Annotated in this window: 21 protein-coding genes and 1 riboswitch; of the genes, 16 read left to right on the top strand and 5 right to left on the bottom strand. The window is 45.2% G+C overall.

All coding sequences use genetic code 11. The annotated features are described in order from the left end of the window. Nucleotides 1-203 precede the first annotated feature (203 nt). The 6 genes from ftsY to glpG all read left to right on the top strand — a co-directional run bounded on the left by ftsY (nt 204) and on the right by glpG (nt 5775). Nucleotides 204-1430 carry a signal recognition particle-docking protein FtsY gene (ftsY, locus tag R7Q48_RS21505; RefSeq protein WP_017821295.1) on the top strand — a complete coding sequence of 409 codons (1227 nt, stop codon included), beginning with the start codon at nt 204-206 and terminating at the stop codon, nt 1428-1430. Between the two features lie 22 nt (nt 1431-1452). Continuing rightward, nucleotides 1453-2127, top strand: coding sequence for a cell division ATP-binding protein FtsE (gene ftsE / locus R7Q48_RS21500; RefSeq protein WP_005378697.1), 675 nt, complete (start codon nt 1453-1455; stop codon nt 2125-2127). Further along, a complete protein-coding gene (gene ftsX / locus R7Q48_RS21495; RefSeq protein WP_318132436.1) occupies nt 2117-3085 on the top strand; it encodes a permease-like cell division protein FtsX in 969 nt (322 codons plus the stop codon). Before ftsE ends, ftsX begins: the two co-directional genes overlap by 11 nt. Before the next feature lie 176 nt (nt 3086-3261). Beyond that, nucleotides 3262-4119 carry an RNA polymerase sigma factor RpoH gene (rpoH, locus tag R7Q48_RS21490; protein WP_005378693.1) on the top strand — a complete coding sequence of 286 codons (858 nt, stop codon included), beginning with the start codon at nt 3262-3264 and terminating at the stop codon, nt 4117-4119. Nucleotides 4120-4612: 493 nt separating this feature from the next. Next, the gene (glpE, locus tag R7Q48_RS21485; protein ID WP_005378691.1) at nt 4613-4933 is read left to right on the top strand and encodes a thiosulfate sulfurtransferase GlpE; all 321 of its coding nucleotides are present in this window, start codon (nt 4613-4615) and stop codon (nt 4931-4933) included. Continuing rightward, nucleotides 4933-5775, top strand: coding sequence for a rhomboid family intramembrane serine protease GlpG (gene glpG, locus R7Q48_RS21480; protein WP_256903370.1), 843 nt, complete (start codon nt 4933-4935; stop codon nt 5773-5775). Before glpE ends, glpG begins: the two co-directional genes overlap by 1 nt. A 62-nt stretch (nt 5776-5837) precedes the next feature. On the opposite strand, the gene R7Q48_RS21475 is transcribed toward glpG, so the two are convergent. Continuing rightward, the gene (locus R7Q48_RS21475) at nt 5838-6248 is read right to left on the bottom strand and encodes a flagellar basal body-associated protein FliL (protein ID WP_005378687.1); all 411 of its coding nucleotides are present in this window, start codon (nt 6246-6248) and stop codon (nt 5838-5840) included. Between the two features lie 161 nt (nt 6249-6409). On the opposite strand from R7Q48_RS21475, the gene R7Q48_RS21470 reads away from it, so the two are divergent. Together R7Q48_RS21470 and ubiA are read left to right on the top strand one after the other, a co-directional pair. Beyond that, the gene (locus tag R7Q48_RS21470) at nt 6410-6949 is read left to right on the top strand and encodes a chorismate lyase (RefSeq protein WP_005378686.1); all 540 of its coding nucleotides are present in this window, start codon (nt 6410-6412) and stop codon (nt 6947-6949) included. Further along, nucleotides 6950-7804: a 4-hydroxybenzoate octaprenyltransferase gene (gene ubiA, locus R7Q48_RS21465; protein WP_005378684.1), complete on the top strand. Its 855-nt coding sequence runs from the start codon at nt 6950-6952 to the stop codon at nt 7802-7804. It begins immediately after the preceding gene. A gap of 64 nt (nt 7805-7868) precedes the next feature. Here the strand turns inward: ubiA and plsB are convergent, their stop codons facing one another. Further along, nucleotides 7869-10295, bottom strand: coding sequence for a glycerol-3-phosphate 1-O-acyltransferase PlsB (plsB, locus tag R7Q48_RS21460; protein WP_033907264.1), 2427 nt, complete (start codon nt 10293-10295; stop codon nt 7869-7871). A 368-nt stretch (nt 10296-10663) separates the two neighbouring features. Between plsB and lexA the strand changes: the two genes are divergently transcribed. From lexA to dinF, 3 genes are all read left to right on the top strand, one after another. Beyond that, entirely contained in the window at nt 10664-11284 is a 621-nt protein-coding gene (gene lexA, locus R7Q48_RS21455; RefSeq protein ID WP_005378682.1) for a transcriptional repressor LexA, read from the top strand. A gap of 194 nt (nt 11285-11478) precedes the next feature. Next, entirely contained in the window at nt 11479-12273 is a 795-nt protein-coding gene (locus R7Q48_RS21450; RefSeq protein ID WP_005378679.1) for a class I SAM-dependent methyltransferase, read from the top strand. Between the two features lie 55 nt (nt 12274-12328). Continuing rightward, a complete protein-coding gene (dinF, locus tag R7Q48_RS21445; RefSeq protein ID WP_318132435.1) occupies nt 12329-13678 on the top strand; it encodes an MATE family efflux transporter DinF in 1350 nt (449 codons plus the stop codon). 57 nt (nt 13679-13735) lie between these two features. On the opposite strand, the gene sthA is transcribed toward dinF, so the two are convergent. After that, nucleotides 13736-15166, bottom strand: a complete 1431-nt coding sequence (gene sthA / locus R7Q48_RS21440; protein WP_005389689.1) for a Si-specific NAD(P)(+) transhydrogenase — start codon at nt 15164-15166, stop codon at nt 13736-13738. Between the two features lie 263 nt (nt 15167-15429). Here sthA and fabR point away from each other — a divergent pair, with 263 nt between their 5' ends. Next, nucleotides 15430-16071 (top strand): HTH-type transcriptional repressor FabR, encoded by a 642-nt coding sequence (gene fabR / locus R7Q48_RS21435; RefSeq protein WP_005378632.1) that lies wholly within the window; start codon nt 15430-15432, stop codon nt 16069-16071. Continuing rightward, entirely contained in the window at nt 16071-16436 is a 366-nt protein-coding gene (locus R7Q48_RS21430) for a YijD family membrane protein (protein ID WP_005378634.1), read from the top strand. Before fabR ends, R7Q48_RS21430 begins: the two co-directional genes overlap by 1 nt. 62 nt (nt 16437-16498) lie before the next feature. Here the strand turns inward: R7Q48_RS21430 and trmA are convergent, their stop codons facing one another. After that, nucleotides 16499-17608 (bottom strand): tRNA (uridine(54)-C5)-methyltransferase TrmA, encoded by a 1110-nt coding sequence (trmA, locus tag R7Q48_RS21425; RefSeq protein WP_213868979.1) that lies wholly within the window; start codon nt 17606-17608, stop codon nt 16499-16501. Nucleotides 17609-17792: 184 nt separating this feature from the next. After that, a riboswitch (cobalamin riboswitch) is annotated at nt 17793-17993 on the top strand. A 55-nt stretch (nt 17994-18048) separates the two neighbouring features. Between trmA and btuB the strand changes: the two genes are divergently transcribed. Genes btuB through murI form a run of 3 tightly spaced genes read left to right on the top strand, consistent with a single transcriptional unit; the run spans nt 18049 to nt 21471 of the window. Beyond that, on the top strand, nt 18049-19884 hold the full coding sequence (gene btuB / locus R7Q48_RS21420; protein WP_005378674.1) for a TonB-dependent vitamin B12 receptor: 1836 nt from the start codon (nt 18049-18051) through the stop codon (nt 19882-19884). A 59-nt stretch (nt 19885-19943) separates the two neighbouring features. Then, the gene (locus R7Q48_RS21415) at nt 19944-20636 is read left to right on the top strand and encodes an adenine nucleotide alpha hydrolase (RefSeq protein WP_167415512.1); all 693 of its coding nucleotides are present in this window, start codon (nt 19944-19946) and stop codon (nt 20634-20636) included. 31 nt (nt 20637-20667) lie between these two features. Next, nucleotides 20668-21471, top strand: a complete 804-nt coding sequence (gene murI, locus R7Q48_RS21410; protein ID WP_005389694.1) for a glutamate racemase — start codon at nt 20668-20670, stop codon at nt 21469-21471. Here the strand turns inward: murI and R7Q48_RS21405 are convergent. Then, nucleotides 21434-21889: an RNA-binding protein gene (locus R7Q48_RS21405; protein WP_017636066.1), complete on the bottom strand. Its 456-nt coding sequence runs from the start codon at nt 21887-21889 to the stop codon at nt 21434-21436. The two genes, murI and R7Q48_RS21405, sit on opposite strands and share 38 nt — an antisense overlap. Nucleotides 21890-22451: the final 562 nt, after the last annotated feature.

The raw sequence follows: 22451 nt of genomic DNA, 5'->3' as shown, positions 1-22451 counted from the left end.
ACTATATCTAATCGCCCAAGCAATGAGCTTGGAGCTTGGATACAGCCCAGAATATTCAAGATGACAGAGTGTAACACTAATAAGATTAGAATTACCTAATCGGAAAGTTTTCAGAACTTTGTCATTAGCCTTTTTTAGACAGATGATAATCTTGTCAAAAAAGAGTCATTAATAGATAAAAGAACAATCTAGGATAGCCCCAGATGACGGAAAAAAAGAAGCGCGGATTACTTTCGTGGCTAGGTTTTGGTGACGAAGAACAAAGCCCAAAACCAAAAACTGAAGAAACAGTAAAAGAAGAAGCAGTGGAAGCGCCTTCTGAAGAGCAGCAAACCGAAGCGGTTGCTGAGCAAGCGGAAGCAACGCCAGAACTTGAAGAAGAAGCGAAACAATCAGAGGCTGCCCCAGCAGAAGCAGAAGCAGAAGCAGAAGCAGAAGCAGAAGCAGAAGCAGAAGAGCCAGAAGTCGTATCGGCCGCGCCTCGTGTTCAAGAACAAGAAAAGCCAACAGAAAGCTTTTTTGCTCGTCTTAAACGCAGCCTAAGCCGAACAAAAGCAAATATTGGTGCTGGCTTCTTCGGTCTGTTCAGCGGTAAGAAAATCGATGAAGACTTATTTGAAGAGCTAGAAGAGCAACTGCTTATTGCTGATGTGGGCATGAATACCACAACAAAAATTATCAACAACCTGACAGAAAAAGCCACACGTGGCGATCTGAAAGACGGCGAAGCCCTTTATGGTTTGTTGAAAGAAGAAATGGCTGAGATTCTTTCTAAAGTCGAACAGCCACTAGAAATCGATAGCAACAAAACGCCTTACGTCATCTTGATGGTGGGTGTAAATGGCGTGGGTAAAACCACGACCATCGGTAAGCTAGCGAAGCAGTTCCAAACTCAAGGCAAAAAAGTGATGCTTGCAGCGGGCGATACTTTCCGTGCCGCAGCGGTTGAGCAGCTACAAGTGTGGGGTGAACGTAATAATGTTCCTGTGATTGCTCAACATACTGGCGCAGACAGTGCCTCTGTTATCTATGATGCGATTGAAGCGGCAAAAGCACGTGGTGTGGATGTGGTGATTGCTGATACAGCAGGTCGTCTACAGAACAAAGCGAACCTAATGGAAGAGCTGCGTAAGATTGTACGTGTGATGAAGAAAATTGATGACTCTGCACCACATGAGATCATGCTAACGCTTGACGCAGGCACAGGACAAAATGCCATTAGCCAAGCGAAACTTTTCAGTGATGTTGCCCCTCTAACCGGGATTACTTTGACTAAGCTGGATGGTACAGCCAAGGGCGGCGTAATTTTCGCTATTGCTGATCAGTTCGGTATTCCAATTCGTTACATTGGTGTGGGTGAAGGTATCGAAGACTTGCGTCCATTTGAAACTCAAGAGTTTATTGACGCACTGTTTAGTCGTGAAGAATAAAAAGAGTTAGAGGAAATCAACGGTGATCAAATTTCAGCAAGTAAGCAAAGCTTACCGAGGTGGTCGACAAGCACTGCAAAAAGTCGATTTTCACCTGAGGCGCGGTGAAATGGCGTTTTTAGGCGGACATTCCGGGGCTGGTAAAAGTACCTTGCTGAAATTGATCTGCGCGATAGAGCGACCAACCGATGGCAAAATCCATTTTAATGGCCACGACATCACGCGTATTCCAGGCAAAGACATCCCTTTTTTGCGCCGCAATATTGGGATTGTTTTTCAAGATCATCGCCTATTGATGGATCGCAGTGTGTACGACAATGTCGCTCTGCCAATGCGTATCGAATCGATTTCTGAAAACGAAATCAAACGCCGTGTTTCTGCGGCGTTAGATAAAACGGGCTTACTCGATAAAGCTCGTTGTCTACCTAGTCAACTTTCTGGTGGTGAACAACAGCGCGTCGGTATTGCCCGTGCTGTGGTTAATCGACCAACGTTGCTGGTGGCTGATGAGCCGACGGGTAACCTTGACCCAGAATTATCCAACCGTGTGTTGCGTCTATTCGAAGAATTTAACCGTGCGGGCGTGACTATCCTACTTGCCACGCACGATGTGGGGTTAGTAAACACTCGCCCACAGTATCGTCATTTTGAATTGAACCAAGGCTTCCTAAGTGAGGTAGAAGACTATGGCAGGTAACAAGCACTCCCAAAAGAAGGGGAAAGGCCGCAGTGCCAAGCGTGCGAATACCGATGGTTTTTTCTCTGTCCACGCAAAACACGCTAAATCCTCTTTTAGCGCCTTATGGCAACGACCACTAGGCAACATTCTGACTCTAGCGGTCATCTCCATGGCACTTGCCATGCCAGCTTGTTTGTATCTATTGGGGAAAAACGTTGCGGGGGCAGCGGAAGATGTCGCTTCTCCTTCACAAGTTAGTGCTTACTTAGTTGAAGGTATGCCGGATGCGCGAGTGATGGTTCTCAAAGATCAAATTGAAACTTGGCCTTTGGTAAAAGAGGTAGAGTATATTTCACCGCAACAAGGTCTATCTGATTTAAGCCAATATGCAGGGTTCGACCAAGCTATCAGCCTCTTAAGTGGCTATGCGCTACCTGGTGTGTTGGTGATTACGCCAGATTCGGAGCTAAAAAGTGATATTCAGTCATTAGCCAAAGACGTTCGAGAGCAACAAGATGTGACCGACGTGAGACTTGACGAAGACTGGCTAGCGCGTCTTGATGCCATCAAAACTCTCGCGAGTATTATTGTCATTACCCTGACAGTGCTGATGCTCGGTGCGGTATTTTTAATCGTTGGCAATACATTGCGATTTAATGTGCTGGCGAATAAAGAAGAGATTCAAACCATGAAACTGATCGGTGCGACGGACAGTTTCATTCTGCGCCCTTACTTGTACACAGGTATGTGGTTTGGCGTGTTAGGTGCCACTATTGCGTGGTTGGTAACGGCTTTAGTGACCATTGTCATGAATAGTGCGGTGGAAGACCTTGCTGCGTTGTACGATAGCCAGTTCCGCCTGATTGGTCTAAGTTGGGATGAATCTTTGTTACTAATCATCATTGGGAGTCTTTTGGGATGTATTGCGGCGCGCTTTTCTGCGCAACGACATTTAAAAGAAATTGAACCAGTTTAAGTGATGGCGGTCTTATTACTTGGATTTCATTAGCACTAGCTAATTTTGAACCCTTGCTTAGACCAAATGTTTATGGATAATTGCTTCCCCTTCTTGAAACTTGTTCATTTTGAGTTCAAGATATCGAAGCTAAATTGCAATGTAATGCTCCAGATCAGAGATTGATGAGGAATTGAATGACAAAAGAAGCGTATCCGATGGCTCTAGTCACGCAAGATAGCCTTGATAGCTATATTCGCTCAGTAAACAGCTACCCAATGCTGACTGCAGACGAAGAGCGTGAGCTGGCAGAACGATTACACTATAAAGGTGAGATTGAGGCTGCAAAAGGTCTAATTCTTTCGCACCTACGATTCGTTGTTCACGTTGCTCGTGGTTACTCTGGCTACGGTTTGCCAATGGCGGATCTTGTGCAAGAGGGTAACATCGGTCTAATGAAAGCCGTTAAGCGTTTTAACCCAGAAGTAGGGGTTCGCTTGGTTTCTTTCGCTGTCCACTGGATCAAAGCAGAGATCCACGAATACGTGCTACGTAACTGGCGTATCGTGAAAATTGCGACCACTAAAGCGCAACGTAAATTGTTCTTCAACCTGCGTAAGTCGAAAAAGCGCTTGGGTTGGTTTAACAACGGTGAAGTAGAAACCGTTGCGCGCGAGTTAGGTGTTGAGCCTTCTGAAGTTCGCGAGATGGAATCACGCTTAGCGGCGGTGGATTCAACCTTTGATATGCCAACTGATGAAGACGACAGCTCAAACGCTTACACAGCGCCGATGCTATACCTAGAAGACAAATCGTCTGATGTGGCCGACAACATTGAAGCCGCCAACTGGGAAATGCATACCAACAATCGCTTGGGTCATGCATTAGCGAGTTTGGATGAGCGTAGTCAGCGCATCGTGCGTTCTCGTTGGTTAGATGATGAGAAAGCAACATTGCAAGACTTAGCTGATGAGTTCGGTGTTTCTGCCGAGCGTATTCGCCAGCTAGAAAAAAATGCAATGAAGAAACTAAAATTGGCTGTGGGTGAATTTTAATTTCCACTGCTAATTGAAAGTAAGATTTTCATAGAAAGCCGAGATCATGTGATCTCGGCTTTTTTATTGTCGATCGAAAATCGATAGCGTTTGCGATCCGGATTTTATGTGCTACCTGTGTATAACTCTGTGAAGTAATTATTTATCAACTGTTCGAAACCCGGACAAAATAAGGGATTCAAGCACTTTTCCATCTGGGGATAGTTATAGATATACACACAGTTAGATCAGGATCATCACTACATATTGTGGATCAAAAGATCCAAGTACACTTTATCAACGCAATTCACAGCTTTATCCACAAATGGTTGGAATGTGTACACTTTTGAAAAGCCTGATTATCCATGTGTCTAAGTTTGCCGTTGGATAGGTTACAATAGCGGCAGTATACCCAAGCAGCTTCAAATATGGATTTTATGCTGTACCACGGGTGCTGATTAGTACGTTAGGTTCGAGGTTGCTTGGGTATATTAATAAGACAATGAGAAAGTAAATGGATCAGTTTAAGCATATCGATGTACAAGGTGCGCAAGCGCTGCTCGAGCAGGGTGATGCGAAGCTTGTAGATATCCGTGACCCTCAATCGTTTGCCGTTGCGCATGCGGAGTCCGCGTATCACTTAACTAACGATACGATCGTTGCGTTTATGGATGAAGTGGAGTTCGAACAACCTATTCTAGTGATGTGTTACCACGGTATTAGTAGCCAAGGTGCGGCGCAATATTTGGTTAACCAAGGCTTTGAACAGGTGTACAGTGTAGATGGTGGCTTTGAAGCCTGGCATCGAGCAGAACTACCGATAGTGAGAAGTTAATGAAGAGATTGGTAACGTTAAATAATCCACGTATGGCGCAAGCCTTTATTGATTATATGGCCTCTCGCCAAATTGACATCGAAATGATGCCAGAAGGGGGTGGGCAATTTGCGCTGTGGCTGACTGATAGCCAGCATGAAATAGAAGCGGAAGCCGAACTTAAGCTGTTCCTTGCTAACCCGTCTGATTCAAAATACAGCGCCGCCTCGTGGGACGTTGCCGATACTCGTAAGAGCACATTTCATTATTCCAGCCCGAGTATCATAAGCATGGTCAAAGCGAAAGCTGGCCCCATGACTTTGCTGATCATGACAGTCTGTATCATCATCTACTTGTTACAAATGTTTGGCTTTGGCAATGGCGTGTTTAAGTTGTTGCACTTCCCGGCTTTTGAGGGGCAACAATGGCAAGTGTGGCGATGGCTAAGTCATGCGTTACTGCACTTTTCAGTAACTCACATCGTGTTTAACTTACTATGGTGGTGGCAGTTGGGTGGCGACATCGAACGTCGTCTCGGTTCCGGTAAGCTATTGCAACTCTTTGTGGTGTCGGCAGCGTTTTCAGGGGCAGGCCAGTTCTATGTTGAAGGGGCTAACTTCGGCGGCTTGTCTGGCGTGGTCTATGCACTGCTTGGTTATTTGTGGATATTGGGTTACCGCTTGCCACATTTAGGCCTTACGCTACCCAAGCCAATCATCGTCTTTATGTTGGTATGGTTAGTTCTTGGTTTTGTGCAGCCATTTATGGCGATTGCAAACACCGCTCACTTAGTTGGGCTACTGTCGGGGATGGCGATTGCGCTGTTTGATTCAGGCAAGATGAAATACCAACAGCAAGCCTAAAGCAGATGAAATGAAAAGACCGCTCAAGAGCGGTCTTTTTTATGTTCAAAACGGATTTGGGTTTATTGATAAAGGTATTTTGTAAACAACAAATCGGCAATGATGGTTTTACCTGTTTCAGGCAAAAGCGTTTCGTTGAGGGTCGTCACTAAGGTTTTGCGCAGATCTTCTCGGCCAGACAGGGACTTAATCGTATCTTCTGTTTGCTTACCCAATAATTCAATCACTGCATCGCGAATCAAAGGTTGGTGATGCTCAACAACTGATAAATCTTGTTGACTCATTACCATGATGTCGATGCGCACTTGCACATAACCTAACTTTTTGCCTTTGGTGTAAAAGTTAGTAGTGAGGTCAGGCTCTAGGGTAAAGTATGCCAACTTAGGTCCAGCTTCTTCCGTTTCAGCCCAACTTGGTGCGGCGAATAGTATGGTTAACGCAAAAATAATTTGGGCTATATAACGTTTGTACATATTTCTAACTTTTCTTTCTCTGGATCGCGATATTCGAATCGCTTCAGTCTTGATACAATGGGCCGTCTATAACAAATAACGGAACTTACGGTTACATACATTACTATGGACGGTAAGTTGTTGCTTTATTGTACGCATAAAGCCTCCAATTGAATACTAGTATGAATCAGCCAACATCACTCTATCTTGCTTCTTTATTGGAAGTAGAGTGGCAAAACCCCGAAGAATTCGAATTTCCAAATGAATTTGCCAAGCATTGGCTTGAAGAGCAAGGGTCTTTGTCACGTCGTTTAAAACAGCACTGCCAAGCGTTAACGGTAGAATTGCTACAAAATCAGATCGTCACTGCAGCGACATTAAAACAGGACGAAAGCCAGTTATTGTCCGAACAAGATTGCTTACTGAGAGAGGTAATTTTGTGCGGTGATAATAATAACTGGGTTATTGGGCGGACATTGATTCCTCGCTCAACCTTAGTTGATCAGCAGTATGATTTGGCTCAACAAGGGGATATCCCATTAGGATTAACAGTGTTCAGCGCAGATAACGTTGAGCGAGACTCTTTACAAATGGGATGGGTAGCCGTACCAGAAGGACGTTTGTTAGCGCGACGCTCAAGGTTGTGGATGAATCACAAACCGATGCTAGTCGCCGAGTTATTCTTATCTAATTCACCAGTTTACGCTAAGGAGACAGTGTAAATGTCCGCAGAAAAAGCCAAAGCATATTGGCAACTGATGCGCATGGATCGCCCGATTGGTTCACTGTTACTGATGTGGCCAACGATTTGGGCGCTAATTATCTCAGCCCAAGGGATGCCGAGTTGGGATGTATTCATCGTGTTTGTATTGGGGGTATTCCTAATGCGTAGTGCGGGGTGCGTGATTAATGATTTTGCAGATCGCAAAGTCGACGGCCATGTAAAGCGTACTAAGCAACGTCCACTGCCATCAGGGAAAGTGACAGCAAAAGAAGCGATTGGATTATTTTTGGTTTTGGGTATCAGCTCGTTTTTGTTAGTGCTGACCATGAACCCGCTGACGATTCAGCTATCCTTCGCTGGCATTGTGTTGGCGTTCATCTATCCATTTATGAAGCGTTACACTCATATTCCACAGCTATTTTTAGGCTTGGCTTTTAGCTGGGCGATTCCAATGGCGTGGGCTGCACAAACTGGGGAATTACCATTAATTGTTTGGTTTTTGTTCCTCATTAATGCTTTGTGGACCATTGCGTACGACACTCAATATGCGATGGTAGACCGAGATGATGATCTAAAGATTGGCATTAAATCGACGGCAATTCTGTTTGGTCGTCATGACAAGCTTATTATTGGTGTGTTGCAACTGATTACACTCGCGATGTTGGTTTGGTTAGGGCAGTTCTACCAATTGGGACAAAGTTACTACTGGACCCTTTTGATTGCAGCGTCGTTGTTTGTTTATCAGCAGCACTTAATTCGTCACCGTGAGCGTGAGTTGTGCTTTAAGGCTTTCCTTAACAACAATTATGTTGGCATGGTGATAGCGATAGGGTTACTGGTCGCATTTTGGTAAGCGAAGAAATAGAAAAAGGCATCCGATTGGATGCCTTTTTTCTTATTGGACGAAGGTAAAACGGTTACGACCGAAGTTGGTGAATACTCTCTTCTATCGTCAGTTTCACTTCTGGATAAAGCAGAGTGAACAGTAGCCGTGCAAATTGCTGCGTTTTCTTCGTGTCACAGTTACCATCGTTATCGAGGTATTTTTGCTGTTTGAGCGTATTGAACATCGCGGTAAACACACCTTTATCGAAGAATTCTGGCGCATTAATACCGTGCAAACGCCCTAGGCGTTGAGCAATATCTTGGCTCTTCTGCTCTAGGTCCGATTTACCCAGCTCAGGGTAAGCAACAAGCAAGTTCATCGCGATAGAGTAGCGTTGCAGCGTTTCAGTTATCGTACGACCTAGCAGAACCAAAGGCTGGTTGTTCGATTGATTGATCTCTAGCTTATCACCATCAAGACTAATCATTTTCTGATCGGCAAATTCATGCAGTGTTTTAACGACCAATTCATCTAACTCGTCTTCTTGGTAACTTAAGAACAGCTCTTTCTTCAAGAATGGGTAGATTTGCGCGACATTCGCTTGAATCTTGGCTACCGAAAGGTTGCGCTGACGAATGAGCATTTGGGCAATTAATGACGGCAGAGCGAACAAGTGAATGATGTTGTTGCGATAGTAAGTCATCAGGATCGATTGGCTACGGTCCAGCGAAATGATGTCACCCATGCTATCGGTTTCAATCACGAACTTATCAAGCGAAATTGCATGATCGACCAACTCCTCAGCACTTTCGGTAGGGATAGTGGAGGTGCTTGAGTACGGATTATTTTTGAGTAGCTTTAAGTAACACTCGATCTGATTGATCAGCGAGTCACGAGAAAGTGCACGTTGACGAGAAGCAAGCAGTGCGGTTGCACACAAGGTCAACGCGTTTGCTGCCGCCGCATCGTTGATGTGCGTCATCATCTTATTAGCAAGGTCGTTGACCACAGGATTCATCCATTGTGGTTTGTTACCACCCATGCTGTCGATGTCTTTCGTCCACTCAGGAGCATGCTCGTTCAAGTATTGGTTGAGCTGAATTGGCTCACCGAAGTTCACATAGCCCAAACCAAAGTTACGCAGTTTACGCAGAGTACGCAGTACAAGCCCTGCGTTTTCTTTCTCTTTGCGTTTGCCACGCAGCTCTTTCGCGTAAGTGCCCACTTCCATTACGTGCTCGTAACCGATGTAGACCGGCACTAGCGTTACTGGGCGGTTTAAACCACGTAGCATTGCTTGGATGGTCATAGCCAGCATACCCGTTTTCGCTTGCAGTAAGCGACCTGTACGTGAACGACCACCCTCACTGAAGTACTCGACTGAATAGCCTTTGGCAAACAGCTCAGCTAGATACTCACGGAAAATGGTTGAGTACAGTTTGTTGCCTTTAAAACTACGACGAATAAAGAACGCCCCACCACGACGGAAAAGAGGACCGGCCGGGAAGAAGTTCAAGTTAATGCCTGCCGCAATGTGCGGAGGCACCATGCCTTCATGGTATAAAACATAAGACAACAGCAGGTAGTCCATATGACTACGGTGACAAGGAACGTACACAATTTCGTGGCCGTCTTGCGCTAAACGACGCACAGTCGAGGCGTTATTTATGTGCAAACCTTGGTATAGTTTTGTCCATAACCAACTCAGGATGCGGTCGCCGTTTTTCACCAGACTATAGGAGAAGTCGGCAGCGATTTCATCCATGATGTCGTGGGCTTCTTTACGTGCCTTATCAATCGAGATGTTTTTGCTCTTGGCTTCGTCAGCAATCGCCAGTTCAATAGCTGGAGACTTTAGTAAACGAGCAAACAACACTTGGCGTTGTGGCAGGTTTGGGCCTGAAGCAGCCAGTTTCTGGCGTGAGAAGTGGATACGCGCCACGCGAGCCAGTTTGTGCGCAATTGCGCTGTCGGTACCGTGAGAGTCTGCCATATAACGCAGAGATACCACGGGACTAAAGCGAACTAAGCAGTCGCGTCCCGCCGCCATTACCGCTTTGGCTTTTTGCGGACCATTCATCGGTTGAAGGTAAGGCTTTTGGTTCTCTTCTTTACCTGGCTTACGCCCCCAAAGCACGGTTGCAGGGATCATTTGAACATCCAACTCACTATCCAGCTTGTGCAGTTCCAGTAAGTCAGTGAACAGAGAGACAGAATCGGTTGGGACATCATTATCGTTGTTCATCACAGTTGGACGCGCAGCGATAAAGACGAAACGGTTCAGCGTTTTGCCATTGATTTCCAGCGGGCTGAGCGGGTCGGGTAGACCAAGGCTCATGGCTTGTTTTTGCAGTGTCAGCAAATCCACGTTCGAGCGGAACGGCAGGGCATATACAATCGGTTTAGTTAGGTCGATGTTCAGATCTTCAATCGGGTTCGACGGGATTGCGGTGCCCTTTACCAGTACCGATAAAGGTAGTTTTAGTAATGAACGTGAAAATGATTGTCCAGAAGACATAAAGTTCACAGCCTCAATAGGTATTCAAACAGGCCTAACCTTATTTCAGTTTCCGCTTTGCATGTCTTCTCTATAAAAAGAGATGAGTACGGCAATAGAAATAAGCCTAGGCGATAAAATTTAAGCGCTGCAAGGATACCAGAAACTGGTCAAACCTTTTAATTTTATTGGCTGTAAATTAGTCGAACCCCTAAGTTATTGCTTTGACTTGATTAACTGAAAAGTCGATGTTTTAAACGAATAAAGAATGAACTTAATTGGTAAGCTGAAAGCTCCCCACAAATAAATTAAAAAACAACCAATTGGGTTTTCATTTGAGCATTTACTGGATATACTCACAGTTAACTGTATAAAAAGACAGGTGAGACATGAAGCCGTTAACGCCACGCCAACAACAAGTCTTCGATTTGATTAAAAGTAAAATCGACGACACCGGAATGCCACCAACTCGTGCAGAGATTGCGCGTGAGCTTGGCTTCCGCTCTGCGAATGCCGCAGAGGAACACCTAAAAGCGCTTGCTCGTAAGCAAGCAATTGAAATTATTCCAGGCGCTTCTCGTGGGATTCGTATCCTGCTTGAAGACGCAGCCAATGATGAGCAGGGTTTGCCATTGATTGGTCAAGTTGCAGCGGGTGAGCCAATTCTGGCTCAAGAGCACGTAGAGGCGCACTACCAAGTCGATCCTGCGATGTTCAAACCGCAAGCGGATTTCTTACTTCGTGTAAATGGCGAGAGTATGAAAGACATCGGGATTATGGATGGCGATTTGCTCGCGGTGCATAAAACCCAAGACGTGAGAGACGGTCAAGTTGTCGTTGCGCGTGTTGATGATGATGTGACTGTGAAGCGTTTGGAGCGCAAAGGTTCAACCATATTACTGCATGCTGAGAATGAAGAGTTTGCCCCAATCCAAGTGGACTTAACGTCTCAGCACCTTACGATTGAAGGCTTAGCCGTTGGTATTATTCGTAATACCGATTGGATGTAAGTGTATTTAAGCAGCCCAGTTGATCTGGGCTGTTTTGTCTTTTCTCTTCTTTTCTCTTTTTCTACTTCCTCCAAAAGCTTGATCATCATCTTGACCTTGTTTGTTTTGACCAATTTATAAGCTTGATAATGTAATTGATATTCATTATCATCTATTTCAATGTCTATGTTTTCTCTCTGGCGCAGGAAATGCCCATGTCTCAGTCTAAACATCAAGTTCCTAACCATTTATTAAAGCCACTGTTATTGCGTAGCCGTGAAAGCATGGTCGACAATGGCTTGGTGTACGATCCGATAGCTGCTAAAGCGTGTTTGAGCTGTAAGATGGCGCCGGATTGTTTGAGTGGTGATATTGCGCAGAAGCAATTGCTGCACGTGACGCTGACTCAGCTTTGTGACCAGCAGGTTAGTCACTTCTTACAGCAGTATCCCGATGCTTGGATAATCAATGTCGGAGCGGGGTTGGATACCCGCTTTTATCGTTTGGATAATGGACGCTGCCATTGGATAGAGCTGGATGTGACGGAAAATTTGGTATGGCGTCAGCGCTTGTTCCACAAAAATGAACGCTATGAACATCGCTGTGGCAGTGTGGATGAAATGTCGTGGCTAGAGACGTTAGCTATTCCAGAGCAAGCACCGGTACTCATTTTATGTGAAATGGCACTGCTCGATTGCACAGAGCGTCAAGTCGCGAAATTTATTCAAACCTTGGGTCGACATTTTGTTTCTGCTGAGCTATGTATGGTGCTGGCAGGAGATTTAACGGAAACCAAGTGGGGACAAAAGCTTGGCTCTGATCGTTATGCTCATGGCTTTGAAGCGCCTGCAGCACAGATATTGCAATGGTTACCATGGGCACAGTGGGTGAAAGCTTTCTCGCCATTCGATAGATTCTGTTCTCGTTGGAAAGCTTGGCAGCGTTGGCTTAATAAGATTCCAATGTTGAAGCATCGCCTCACGCCAGTCCTCGTTCACATCAAGTGGTAATTGGCTAGTCGTTAAGCGCTCAGGTACACTCGTCGATCTTACTGATGAGGTGCCTGTGACAAATTCAATCTTCTCTCCTTTATCTAACCCAAAAGTTCATCGCCAAGTCTTAGCTTTAGCGATACCTATGGTGCTGTCGAATATTACTGTTCCATTGCTCGGTTTGGTCGATGCTGCGGTGATTGGTCATCTAGACCACGCTTGGTATTTGGGCGGTGTTGCGTTGGGCAGCACCATGATCAGCGTGACGTTTTGGCTGCTTGGTTTTTTGCGTATGTCGACTACTGGGTTGGCTGCGCAGTCCTATGGCGGTGAAGACCGAAAGCAACTTGCCTTGGTGTTTATGCAAGGCTCACTTATGGCGCTGCTGTTTGCGTTAGTCTTCCTTATTGCCCATAACCCGATTGCTGATTTGATCTTTGGCTGGAGTGACGCCAGCGCAGAGGTAAAACACTACGGCATGCAATATTTCTCTATCCGTGTGTGGAGTGCCCCCGCTGCGCTAATGAACTTTGTGTTGTTGGGGTGGCTGCTCGGAACGCAAAATTCCAAAGCACCAATGTGGATGGTGATCATCACCAATGTCACCAACATCGCTCTCGATTTGTTATTTGTGATGGGCTTAGGTTGGAAAGTTGAAGGTGCTGCGCTTGCATCCGTGATTGCTGATTACTCAGGCATGGCGTTTGGTTTGGTCTGCGTGTGGAAGACATGGCAAGCACGTCAGTTGCCGTCACCCAAGCAATTACTTGCTGACACTCAGCATGGGTTAGGACGCTTCGTGAAATTGAATCGCGATATTTTCTTGCGCTCTTTGTGTCTGCAAGCGGCTTTTAGCTTTATGACGTTCCAAGGTGCGAGCTTTGGTGATGAGGTTGTCGCTGCAAATGCGGTTCTGATGAGCTTCCTGATGACTATCTCGTATGGCATGGATGGCTTTGCTTACGCAATGGAGGCCATGGTCGGGAAGGCGATTGGTGCCAAAGATAGGCAACAATTGAGTGCATCGCTTGTCGGCACTTTCTTTTGGAGTTTGGTTATTTGCTTAGGACTGACCGCGCTCTTTGGTTTGGCGGGATCGCAGTTGATCGCCATGATCACTTCAATTGAGGCGGTACAACAGCAAGCAGCGGTGTATCTACCTTGGCTGGTGGTGATGCCACTTGCGTCGATGTGGTGCTTTCTATTGGATGGCATTTTTGTCGGTGCAACCAAAGGCAAAGACATGCGCAATAGTATGTTTGTCGCGACCAGCAGTTTCTTTGTTGTCTTTTACTTGTTCGCCGAGTGGGAAAATCACGCGCTGTGGTTTGCAATGACGAGCTTTATGTTGATGCGGGGTATTGGTTTAGGGGTTATCTTTCTCTACCAATGGCACAAGGATACCTTCCTAACACAATGTTGATATAAAAACAGCAGGTCCAAGCCTGCTGTTTTTCTGTCTGCTATCAAGAAGCATAGATTAGAACAAGCGGTTCAAACCATTCAACGCAGCGACACGATACGCTTCGGCCATTGTTGGATAGTTGAAGGTGGTATTGACGAAATACTCGATGGTATTCGCTGAGCCTTTTTGCTCCATAATGGCTTGACCGATGTGGATAATTTCCGCGGCACGTTCGCCAAAACAGTGAATCCCTAAAATTTCTTTGGTTTCACGATGGAACAATATCTTCAAGCTACCGATGTCTTTTCCTGCGATCTGTGCACGAGCTAGATGCTTGAACGAAGAGCGTCCTACTTCATACGGTACTTTCGCAGCTGTTAGCTCTTGCTCGGTTTTACCCACAGAGCTAATCTCTGGGATGGTGTAGATACCCGTTGGAATATCATCAATCAGATAGTTTTCTGCCTGACCTTTCGTAATGGCTTGTGCGACAAATCGCCCTTGGTCATAAGCGGCGCTTGCAAGGCTAGGGTAACCGATGACATCGCCTACAGCGTAAATGTGTTCAATATCGGTTTGGTAGTTACGGTTTACTTTTAGTTGTCCGCGAGAGTCCGCTTCCAGACCCACTGCACCCAAATTCAACTTATCGGTGTTACCTGTTCGACCATTCGCATACAACAAGCAGTCAGCCTTCATCTTCTTGCCAGATTGTAGGTGAATAATCACACCATCTTCTGTGCCTTCGATTTTTTCATAGGTCTCATCATTACGAATTACCACACCGCTGTTCCAGAAGTGGTAAGACAGCGCATCTGACACTTCGTTATCCAAAAACTCCAACAAGCGGTCGCGGGTATTGATAAGGTCGGTTTTCACTCCAAGGCCGCGGAAGATAGAAGCGTATTCACAACCGATAACGCCCGCACCGTAAATGATGATATGGCGAGGGTCGTGTTTCAGGCTCAAAATGGAATCACTGTCGTAGATGCGCTCATGCAAGAAATCTACGTCGTTAGGCTGATACGGGCGAGAACCCGTCGCGATGACAAACTTATCCGCAGAATAGATTTCTTCTGTACCGTCGCTTTGCATCACTGCAATTGAGTAGTTATCGATAAATCGCGCGGTTCCGAACAAAAGTGTGCATGAGTTACGGTCATAAAAGCCCTGACGAAGTCGAGTTTGCTTATCAATGACCGATTTAGCATGACCTAAAATGTCAGAAAATGTTGCATGAACGCTGGTGTTGTTTCGACAAAATAGCGGGTTGCTATTAAATTCGATGATGCGGCTAACGGCATGACGCAGTGCTTTTGATGGAATGGTACCCCAGTGAGTACAACCGCCGCCGACACTGCTTTCTTTCTCGACAATGGCAACATTCAGTCCCGCTTTGGTTAATCCCATTGCAGCCCCTTCTCCGCCAGGGCCACTACCGATTACGATCACGTCATAGTGATTAACATGCGCCATGATGCCTTCCTTGTTATATTTGCTTAACATTGCTTTAGCGCGATTTTAACTCATTTACTCTATTGGTACACGTAATGCCTGTTAGAGAGTGGAAGTGATCACGCAGAATCGAACAAAAGGATGATTTGGTATGTTGTATGTCTATAAATTGCATCGAGAACATTGCAATTAGATGCATGCCAATAGTAACGTTCTCCGCGCTCAGAGCGAGCGAAGCAACATATCTTTCTCCGTAGGAGCAAATTGCGTTATATTGAGGCTCTTGTACCCTACAGAAAAAGAGCAAGTTAAGAATGAAATCGATGGGAATCCGCGCACAGCAAAAAGAGAAGACACGTCGATCATTGATCGATGCGGCATTTAGTCAATTAAGTGCGGATCGCAGCTTTTCCAGCCTTAGCTTGCGAGAAGTCGCCCGAGAGGCAGGGATTGCACCGACTTCTTTTTACCGTCACTTCAAAGATATGGATGAGCTAGGCTTAACCATGGTTGATGAAGGCGGTTTGCTACTACGTCAACTGATGCGTCAGGCGCGTCAACGTATTGTGAAAGAAGGTAGCGTAATTCGTACCTCGGTCGAAACCTTTATGGAATTCATTGAAAGTAGTCCGAACGTTTTTCGTTTGTTGTTGCGTGAGCGCTCCGGCACTTCTGCTGAATTTCGTACCGCTGTTGCTCGAGAAATCCAGCATTTTGCGGCAGAATTAACCGAGTATTTAATGAGCACCGGCGTGACCAGAGAAGAGGCGTATACTCAAGCAGAAGCGTCTGTGACTTTGGTTTTCAGTTCGGGAGCTGAAGCTTTAGATTTAGATCGACGTGAGCGCGATGAACTCGCCGAGCGATTGATCATGCAATTGCGAATGATAGCCAAAGGGGCCTATTGGTATCGCAAAGAACGTGAACGTAACCGATTAAAAGGCGGGATAGAATAATGTCGAATGGAAATAAATCTGAAAAGAAAACGCTGATTTTGGCACTGGTTGCAGGTATGTGTGGTGATGCTTTGTTGTCATGGTTGACCATGAGTGAAGTATCGTTTTCAATCTTCCCATTGATTGCACTCGTACTGGCTGTACAAGCTCTTTACCAAGAGTACCTAAATAATCCGGTATCAGAAGATATCCCATTAGTTGGCTTGGCGTGTTTCTTCGTAGGTGCGTTTGGTCACTCTGCGTTTATTAAAGCGCAATACCCAGAAGCAGGCTCAAACTTCTTCGCGATCATGGTTTCAATGATCTTACTCGCATGGATTGGTAAGAAGCTAGGTTTTGTCAGCAAGAAGACTTCTGCGGAATAAGCAAAACGAATCAAATTAAAAAGCGAGCCATTGAGCTCGCTTTTTGTATTTGACGCCGTGGGTTACGCTTTGCGTTCCAATAGCACGCCCGCTTCCATATGGTGGGTATAAGGGAATTGGTCAAACAGAGCAAAACGCGTCACGTTGTGTGTTTCGCATAGAATGTCCAAGTTCTCTTTTAGAGTTTCAGGGTTACAAGAGATGTACATGATGCGCTCGTAACCTTGCACCATTTTACAAGTATCGACATCCATCCCAGCACGTGGTGGATCGACAAAAATCGTGTTGCAGTTGTAGCTCTTCAGATCCACACCTGCATCTTGTAGACGACGGAATTCACGCTTACCTTCGATCGCTTGGGTAAATTCCTCTGCTGATAGACGTAAGATTTGTACGTTATCAATCTCGTTTGCTGCAATGTTGTACTGTGCAGATACAACCGATGGTTTAGCTAGCTCAGTTGCCAGTACGCGGTCGAAATTCTGTGCCAACGCCAGCGAGAAGTTACCGTTACCACAGTAAAGTTCTAGTAGGTCGCCAGTGCTTTCTTGGGTGCAGTCGACCGCCCATTCCAGCATCTTCTCTGCGACTTTGCCGTTTGGCTGAGTGAAGCTGTTCTCAACTTGTTGGTAGATGTAGCTCTGACCATTTACATCGAGCTTCTCGATAACGTAGTCTCGGTCTAGGACAATCTTCATCTTACGAGCGCGACCAATGATGTTTAGGTTAAAGCCTTCATCATTTAAACGCTGTTTAAGGGCTTTCGCGTTTTCAATCCACTCTTCATCAAGTTGGCGATGGTAAAGGAGTGAAACCAGAATCTCACCACTTAGCGTCGATAGGAAATCCACTTGGAACAGTTTACGGCGTAGTGAGTCGTTGTCTTTCATCGCTTCAACCAATAGCGGCATCAGGTCGTTGATCAGACGGCTTGCTGCAGGGAATTGGTCAACACGGTATTTCTCACGAGTTTCTTGGTTGAACATGATGTAGTAAAGATCTTCGCCTTCATGCCAAACACGGAACTCAGCACGCATACGGTAGTGCTGCTCTGGTGATTCAAACACTTCCAGTTCTGGCACGTTGTATGGCGCGAACATATCAGTGAGACGTTCGACTTTTTCAGCCAGTTGTTCTTGGTAGCGTTGTGGGTTTACATCAAGAGTAGCCATGATCTTACCTTTTATGGTGCATTCAATTTAAGAGCGCAGATTTTATTCAATCTCAATAGGATGTCCAGTTTTGTACTGGAATTGATTTAAAGATAGTGCGTACAGGCAGAGTAGAAAGCAAAATCAATCAAAACGTTACAACTTCTAAGGGCAATATTGGCTGGACAAATAATCAATAGCTGAATAATATTTGCCTCAAGTTGGTGCTATCTAGCAATCTAGATGGCTGAAATGGGAATCTGGTGTGAATCCAGAACTGACGCGCAGCGGTAAAAGAGAACGAACGCTCATCAGACACTGCATTAGTTTATGTGGGAAGTCGAGCAAGTAGGCGGTACACCCGTGCTCTTGAGTCCGAATACCTGCCAACAACTGAGCCACAGCACTGGACTGTCATGATGACAGGGCTCGGAAGGAATTACGCGATTTAGGACAATACAATGAGAAAATCCGCACTGGCGATCACTTTGGCATCGCTGCTTTCACCTGTCTCTTATCTACAGGCCCAAGAAACCTCCACTGACGAAACCATCGTTGTTACTGCAAACCGTTTTGAGCAAGCCGAAAGCCGTACGTTGGCAGATGTCGAAGTAGTTACTCGACAAGACATCGATCGCATTCAAGCGAAAACCCTACCAGATGTATTGCGTCGCCTTACGGGGATTCAAGTTTCACAAAATGGTGGTCGTGGTCAGTTAGCGTCTTTATTTGTTCGTGGAACCAGTTCCGACCAAGTTTTAGTACTGGTTGATGGCGTACGTTTTGCACGAGCAGCGAAGGGCGCTGTGGACTTTAACCAAATCCCACTTACTTACGTTCAACGTATTGAGTACGTACGTGGTGCGCGTGCGTCACTTTATGGCTCAGAAGCGATTGGTGGCGTGATCAATATCATCACCATTGCGCGTGCTGACGAAGAAGGAACGAAGTTAAGTGCGGGTTTAGGTAGTTTAGATTATCAAGAATTGAGTGTGGCATCTGGTATTAAAGTCACAGAGAGCGGCCAGCTAAATATCGCGCTTGGTAGTGAAAGTGATGATGGTTATAACGTTCGTCCTGTACCGGGAGTTAATGACGGTGATCGCCATGGCTTTGATACAAAGAATGGTCTGCTAGGTTACGTGCATAACTTCAATGACCAGTGGTCTGCATTTGGTAACCTACGTGCTTACGAAAATGTTTATCAATATGACAGCAGCTACGGCAGTCGCGGTTACTACGAAGCAGAAAAAGATGATCTTTCTGTCACTCTGGGCGGTAAGTATCAGTCTGATAATGTGATGTCAGAACTACAAGTAACGGCACAGAAACAGAAGTCTTGGAACTATGAGCAAGCAAAAGGCAAACACTCAGGTACTGAAGATGAACTTGAGCAGCAAAATGTCCAGTGGACCAACAGTTACTTGCTAAACAACAATACGACGTTGGCTGGTGGTATTGATTGGCGCAACGAGTCTTATAAAGACAAGAGTGCGAATAAAACGTTTGATCGTACCAATGGCGCTCTGTTTGGTATGGCAACCACCAGTATTGATAAAGCAATGCTTGAGGGCAGTGCTCGCCTTGATGATAACGAAGAATACGGTAGTGAGTTCACTTACAGCTTAGCGGCTGGTTACCAGTTTGTGCCAGAGTTTGGGGTTAAAGCTTCTTTTGGTACTGCGTTTAAGGCTCCAAACCTATATCAACAGTATGACCCAACATACGGTGAGAAAGATCTTAAGCCGGAAGAGTCAGATGCTTGGGAGCTAGCATTCAGCGGTGATGTCCAAGGCGTTTTTTGGTCCGTAACGGGTTATGACTATAAAATCACGAATCTTATCGATTACCATCCAACCACATACAAATATTTGAATGTCGATGGTGAAACACATATCCAAGGTGTGGAGCTTGTTGCTGAGTTTGATACAGGGATTGTGCAGCACCAGTTGAGTGCAGATTACAAAGATGCTGAAGACGATAAAGGGCATCAGTTGCAGCGCCGCGCTAAAGAAATGTATAAGTGGAATGCTTTAGTGAGCTTCGATAAAGTGGATTGGTCGGTTAGCTATCAGTACGTCGGTAAGCGTCCAGATGTGGATTACAGCACTTGGCCTTCACAAGATATCACGCTTTCTTCTTACTCGTTGGTTGATACGGCAGTGACTTACTATCCGAATGAGTCGACCTCTATTAGCGCTCGTATCGATAATCTACTTGATGAAGAGTATGAGATGGCAAAAGGTTACCCCGCTGCAGAGCGAGCGTACTATATCAACGTTGGCTACGAATTCTAATCGTGAATGAGCACAAACCGCCTTCGGGCGGTTTTTAATATTTTGTGGTGGAAAATCGAATGAAGAAACCCAAGCGAGTGGTGATCAGTTGGTCCAGTGGTAAAGATTCGACATTAACGCTTGAGCGCCTTAACGAGAATCCAAATTATCAAGTTGTCGGTTTGTACACGACTTACGTAGGGAAAGAAGTCCCTTTCCAAGCAACTCCGCTTGAAGTCGTACAAATGCAAGCAGACTTACTTGCGCTTCCGCTCATTACTATCGAGCTACCTGAAATCTTTCCAAGTAACGACATTTATCAATCGACCATCGTTAATGTATTACAAAGTAGTGGTCTGAACATAGAAGCTGTCGCATTTGGTGATATGTTTTGTAATGGCATTGCCGATTACCGACGCAGCTATATTGAACCTGTTGGCTGGGAATGCGTCTTTCCTCTATTAGGGGACAGCAGCGAAAAACTAGCGATGGAAATCATAGAGCGTGGTATTCAAACTATGTTAATCACCATCGACGGAAGAGTTCTCCCTCCAGAATGGTGTGGTCGCTGGTATGACAAAGCCCTAATAGAGTCATTACCAAGTCAAATTGATCCCTGTGGGGAAAATGGTGAATTTCACACATTGGTCACGTCTTCGCCATCTTTTCAAGGACATATCGAGTTGACGAAGCGAGATGTAGAATCTGGAGATAGATTCAGCCATCAAAGATACCATGCTAAAGCATTGCCAAAACAAATCTACGCAGTATGATCGCAACGTTTCTGTTCTTTAGGTAAGGCTCGTGCGAGTAGCAAGTAAGAAAAAAGTCCTAGTTTTTGACTCCGGTGTTGGTGGCCTTTCTGTATTCCAAGAGATACATCGCCTATTGCCCCAGCTAGACTACTTATACTTATTCGATAATCAGGCTTACCCTTATGGTGAACTCGATCAGGCTGTACTCATTTCACGAGTTAACCAACTGGTCTCTTCATTAGTCGAAGAACACCAAGTCGACATTGTCGTCATTGCTTGCAACACGGCGAGCACCATAGTGCTTCCTTCCTTACGCGAAAATTTATCGATTCCCGTTGTTGGTGTTGTCCCTGCGATTAAACCCGCATCGCTTTTAGCATCAAAAGGGGTAGGGCTGATCGCCACTCCGGCGACAGTAACACGCCAATATACTCACGAGTTAATACGGGACTTTGCGCAAGGCAAACCAGTTGAGCTGGTGGGATCAACTCGCTTGGTAGATATGGCCGAAGAGAAGTTGCGAGGCAACAGCGTTTCTCTCGACGAACTGACAAATATCCTGCTTCCCCTTCGCGATAAAGTCGATGTTGCGGTGCTCGGTTGTACTCACTTCCCTTTAATCAAAGAGGAGATTCATCAAGCTTTGGGTGGGGACGTTACTTTAATTGATTCAGGCGCAGCGATTGCACGTCGAGTAAAAGCATTGCTATTAAGTGATGAAATTGAGGATACAGAAGAGGGAAGTAAGTCGATTTATGCCAGTGCAACTCCTTGGCAGGAAGATGCACTGAACATTTGTTTAAAGAAGCTAGGTTTTAATCCTGTTCAGGTTTACCACCATCCGGATGTTTAGGATCGTTCGCAATTCTCACTTTTAGCGTTCTCTCCATATATTCCTTTTCATTAAGTTTAGCGATAGCTGGCTTGGCATCTGCCGCAGCCATCACTACAAAACCAAACCCTCTTCTTTTTCCAGTACGCTTATCTTTCATTAAGCGTACCGCATAGACCTGTCCATATTCAGCAAACAAATCGCGAACATGACTCTCATTGGCCTTATAAGGAAGGTTGCCGACATACAGCGTTTTAGTTGAAGGATCAGGATCCGAAGATTGAAGAACAGGTGTTTTGCTAGAAAATGAAAAAAGAAAAGCAGTAGCGATAACACCAATGAGGAAGCTCAAGGCTGGTGGGATGATGAATTGAGAGAAGATGATTCCCCCAACGATGGCCAGCCCAACACATAAAATCAGATTTTTTTTAGACGTCATTTTAATTACTACACATAGTGATAAAGAGATCGATTGTCCATTAACAGAATAGACACATGAATCTTACGTATATGGTTGGTGTTTTTCCAACCAATTGCTGTGATATGTCTCAAATGTGACGAAGAAATATGCAAATATCGCACTTTTGACTAATTTGTGACCGGTTGGTTTTTTATTTGCAAAAAACGCTTGTACTAATTTCTCAACCCCCTATACTGCGCATCCACCGACACGGAGTGAGACGAAAGTCACACAGCGAGTCGAGAAGAGAGAAAAAAGAATTTGAAAAAAATGCTTGACTCTCTCACGGTGTAAAGTAAGATACGCACCCCTAACGACGAGCAACTAAGTTGCTGAAAATGTTAGAAAAGCTCTTTAAAAATAAGAACCTATCAATCTGTGTGGGCACTCGTTGATGATAATCCAATTAGATACTTCGGTATCAAATTAGGTTTCAATGAAACGAAGTGACCATTGAATCGAAAGATTCAGCACAGTCAATTCAAACATTACTTTATGTAATGTTCAGTATTCATTGAGCCGAACAAAATCTTAAATTGAA

The organism is Vibrio sp. 378 (genome assembly GCF_033339435.1).
Note: the sequence above shows the minus strand (reverse complement) of the source record. Positions and strands in the feature narration are given on the sequence as shown.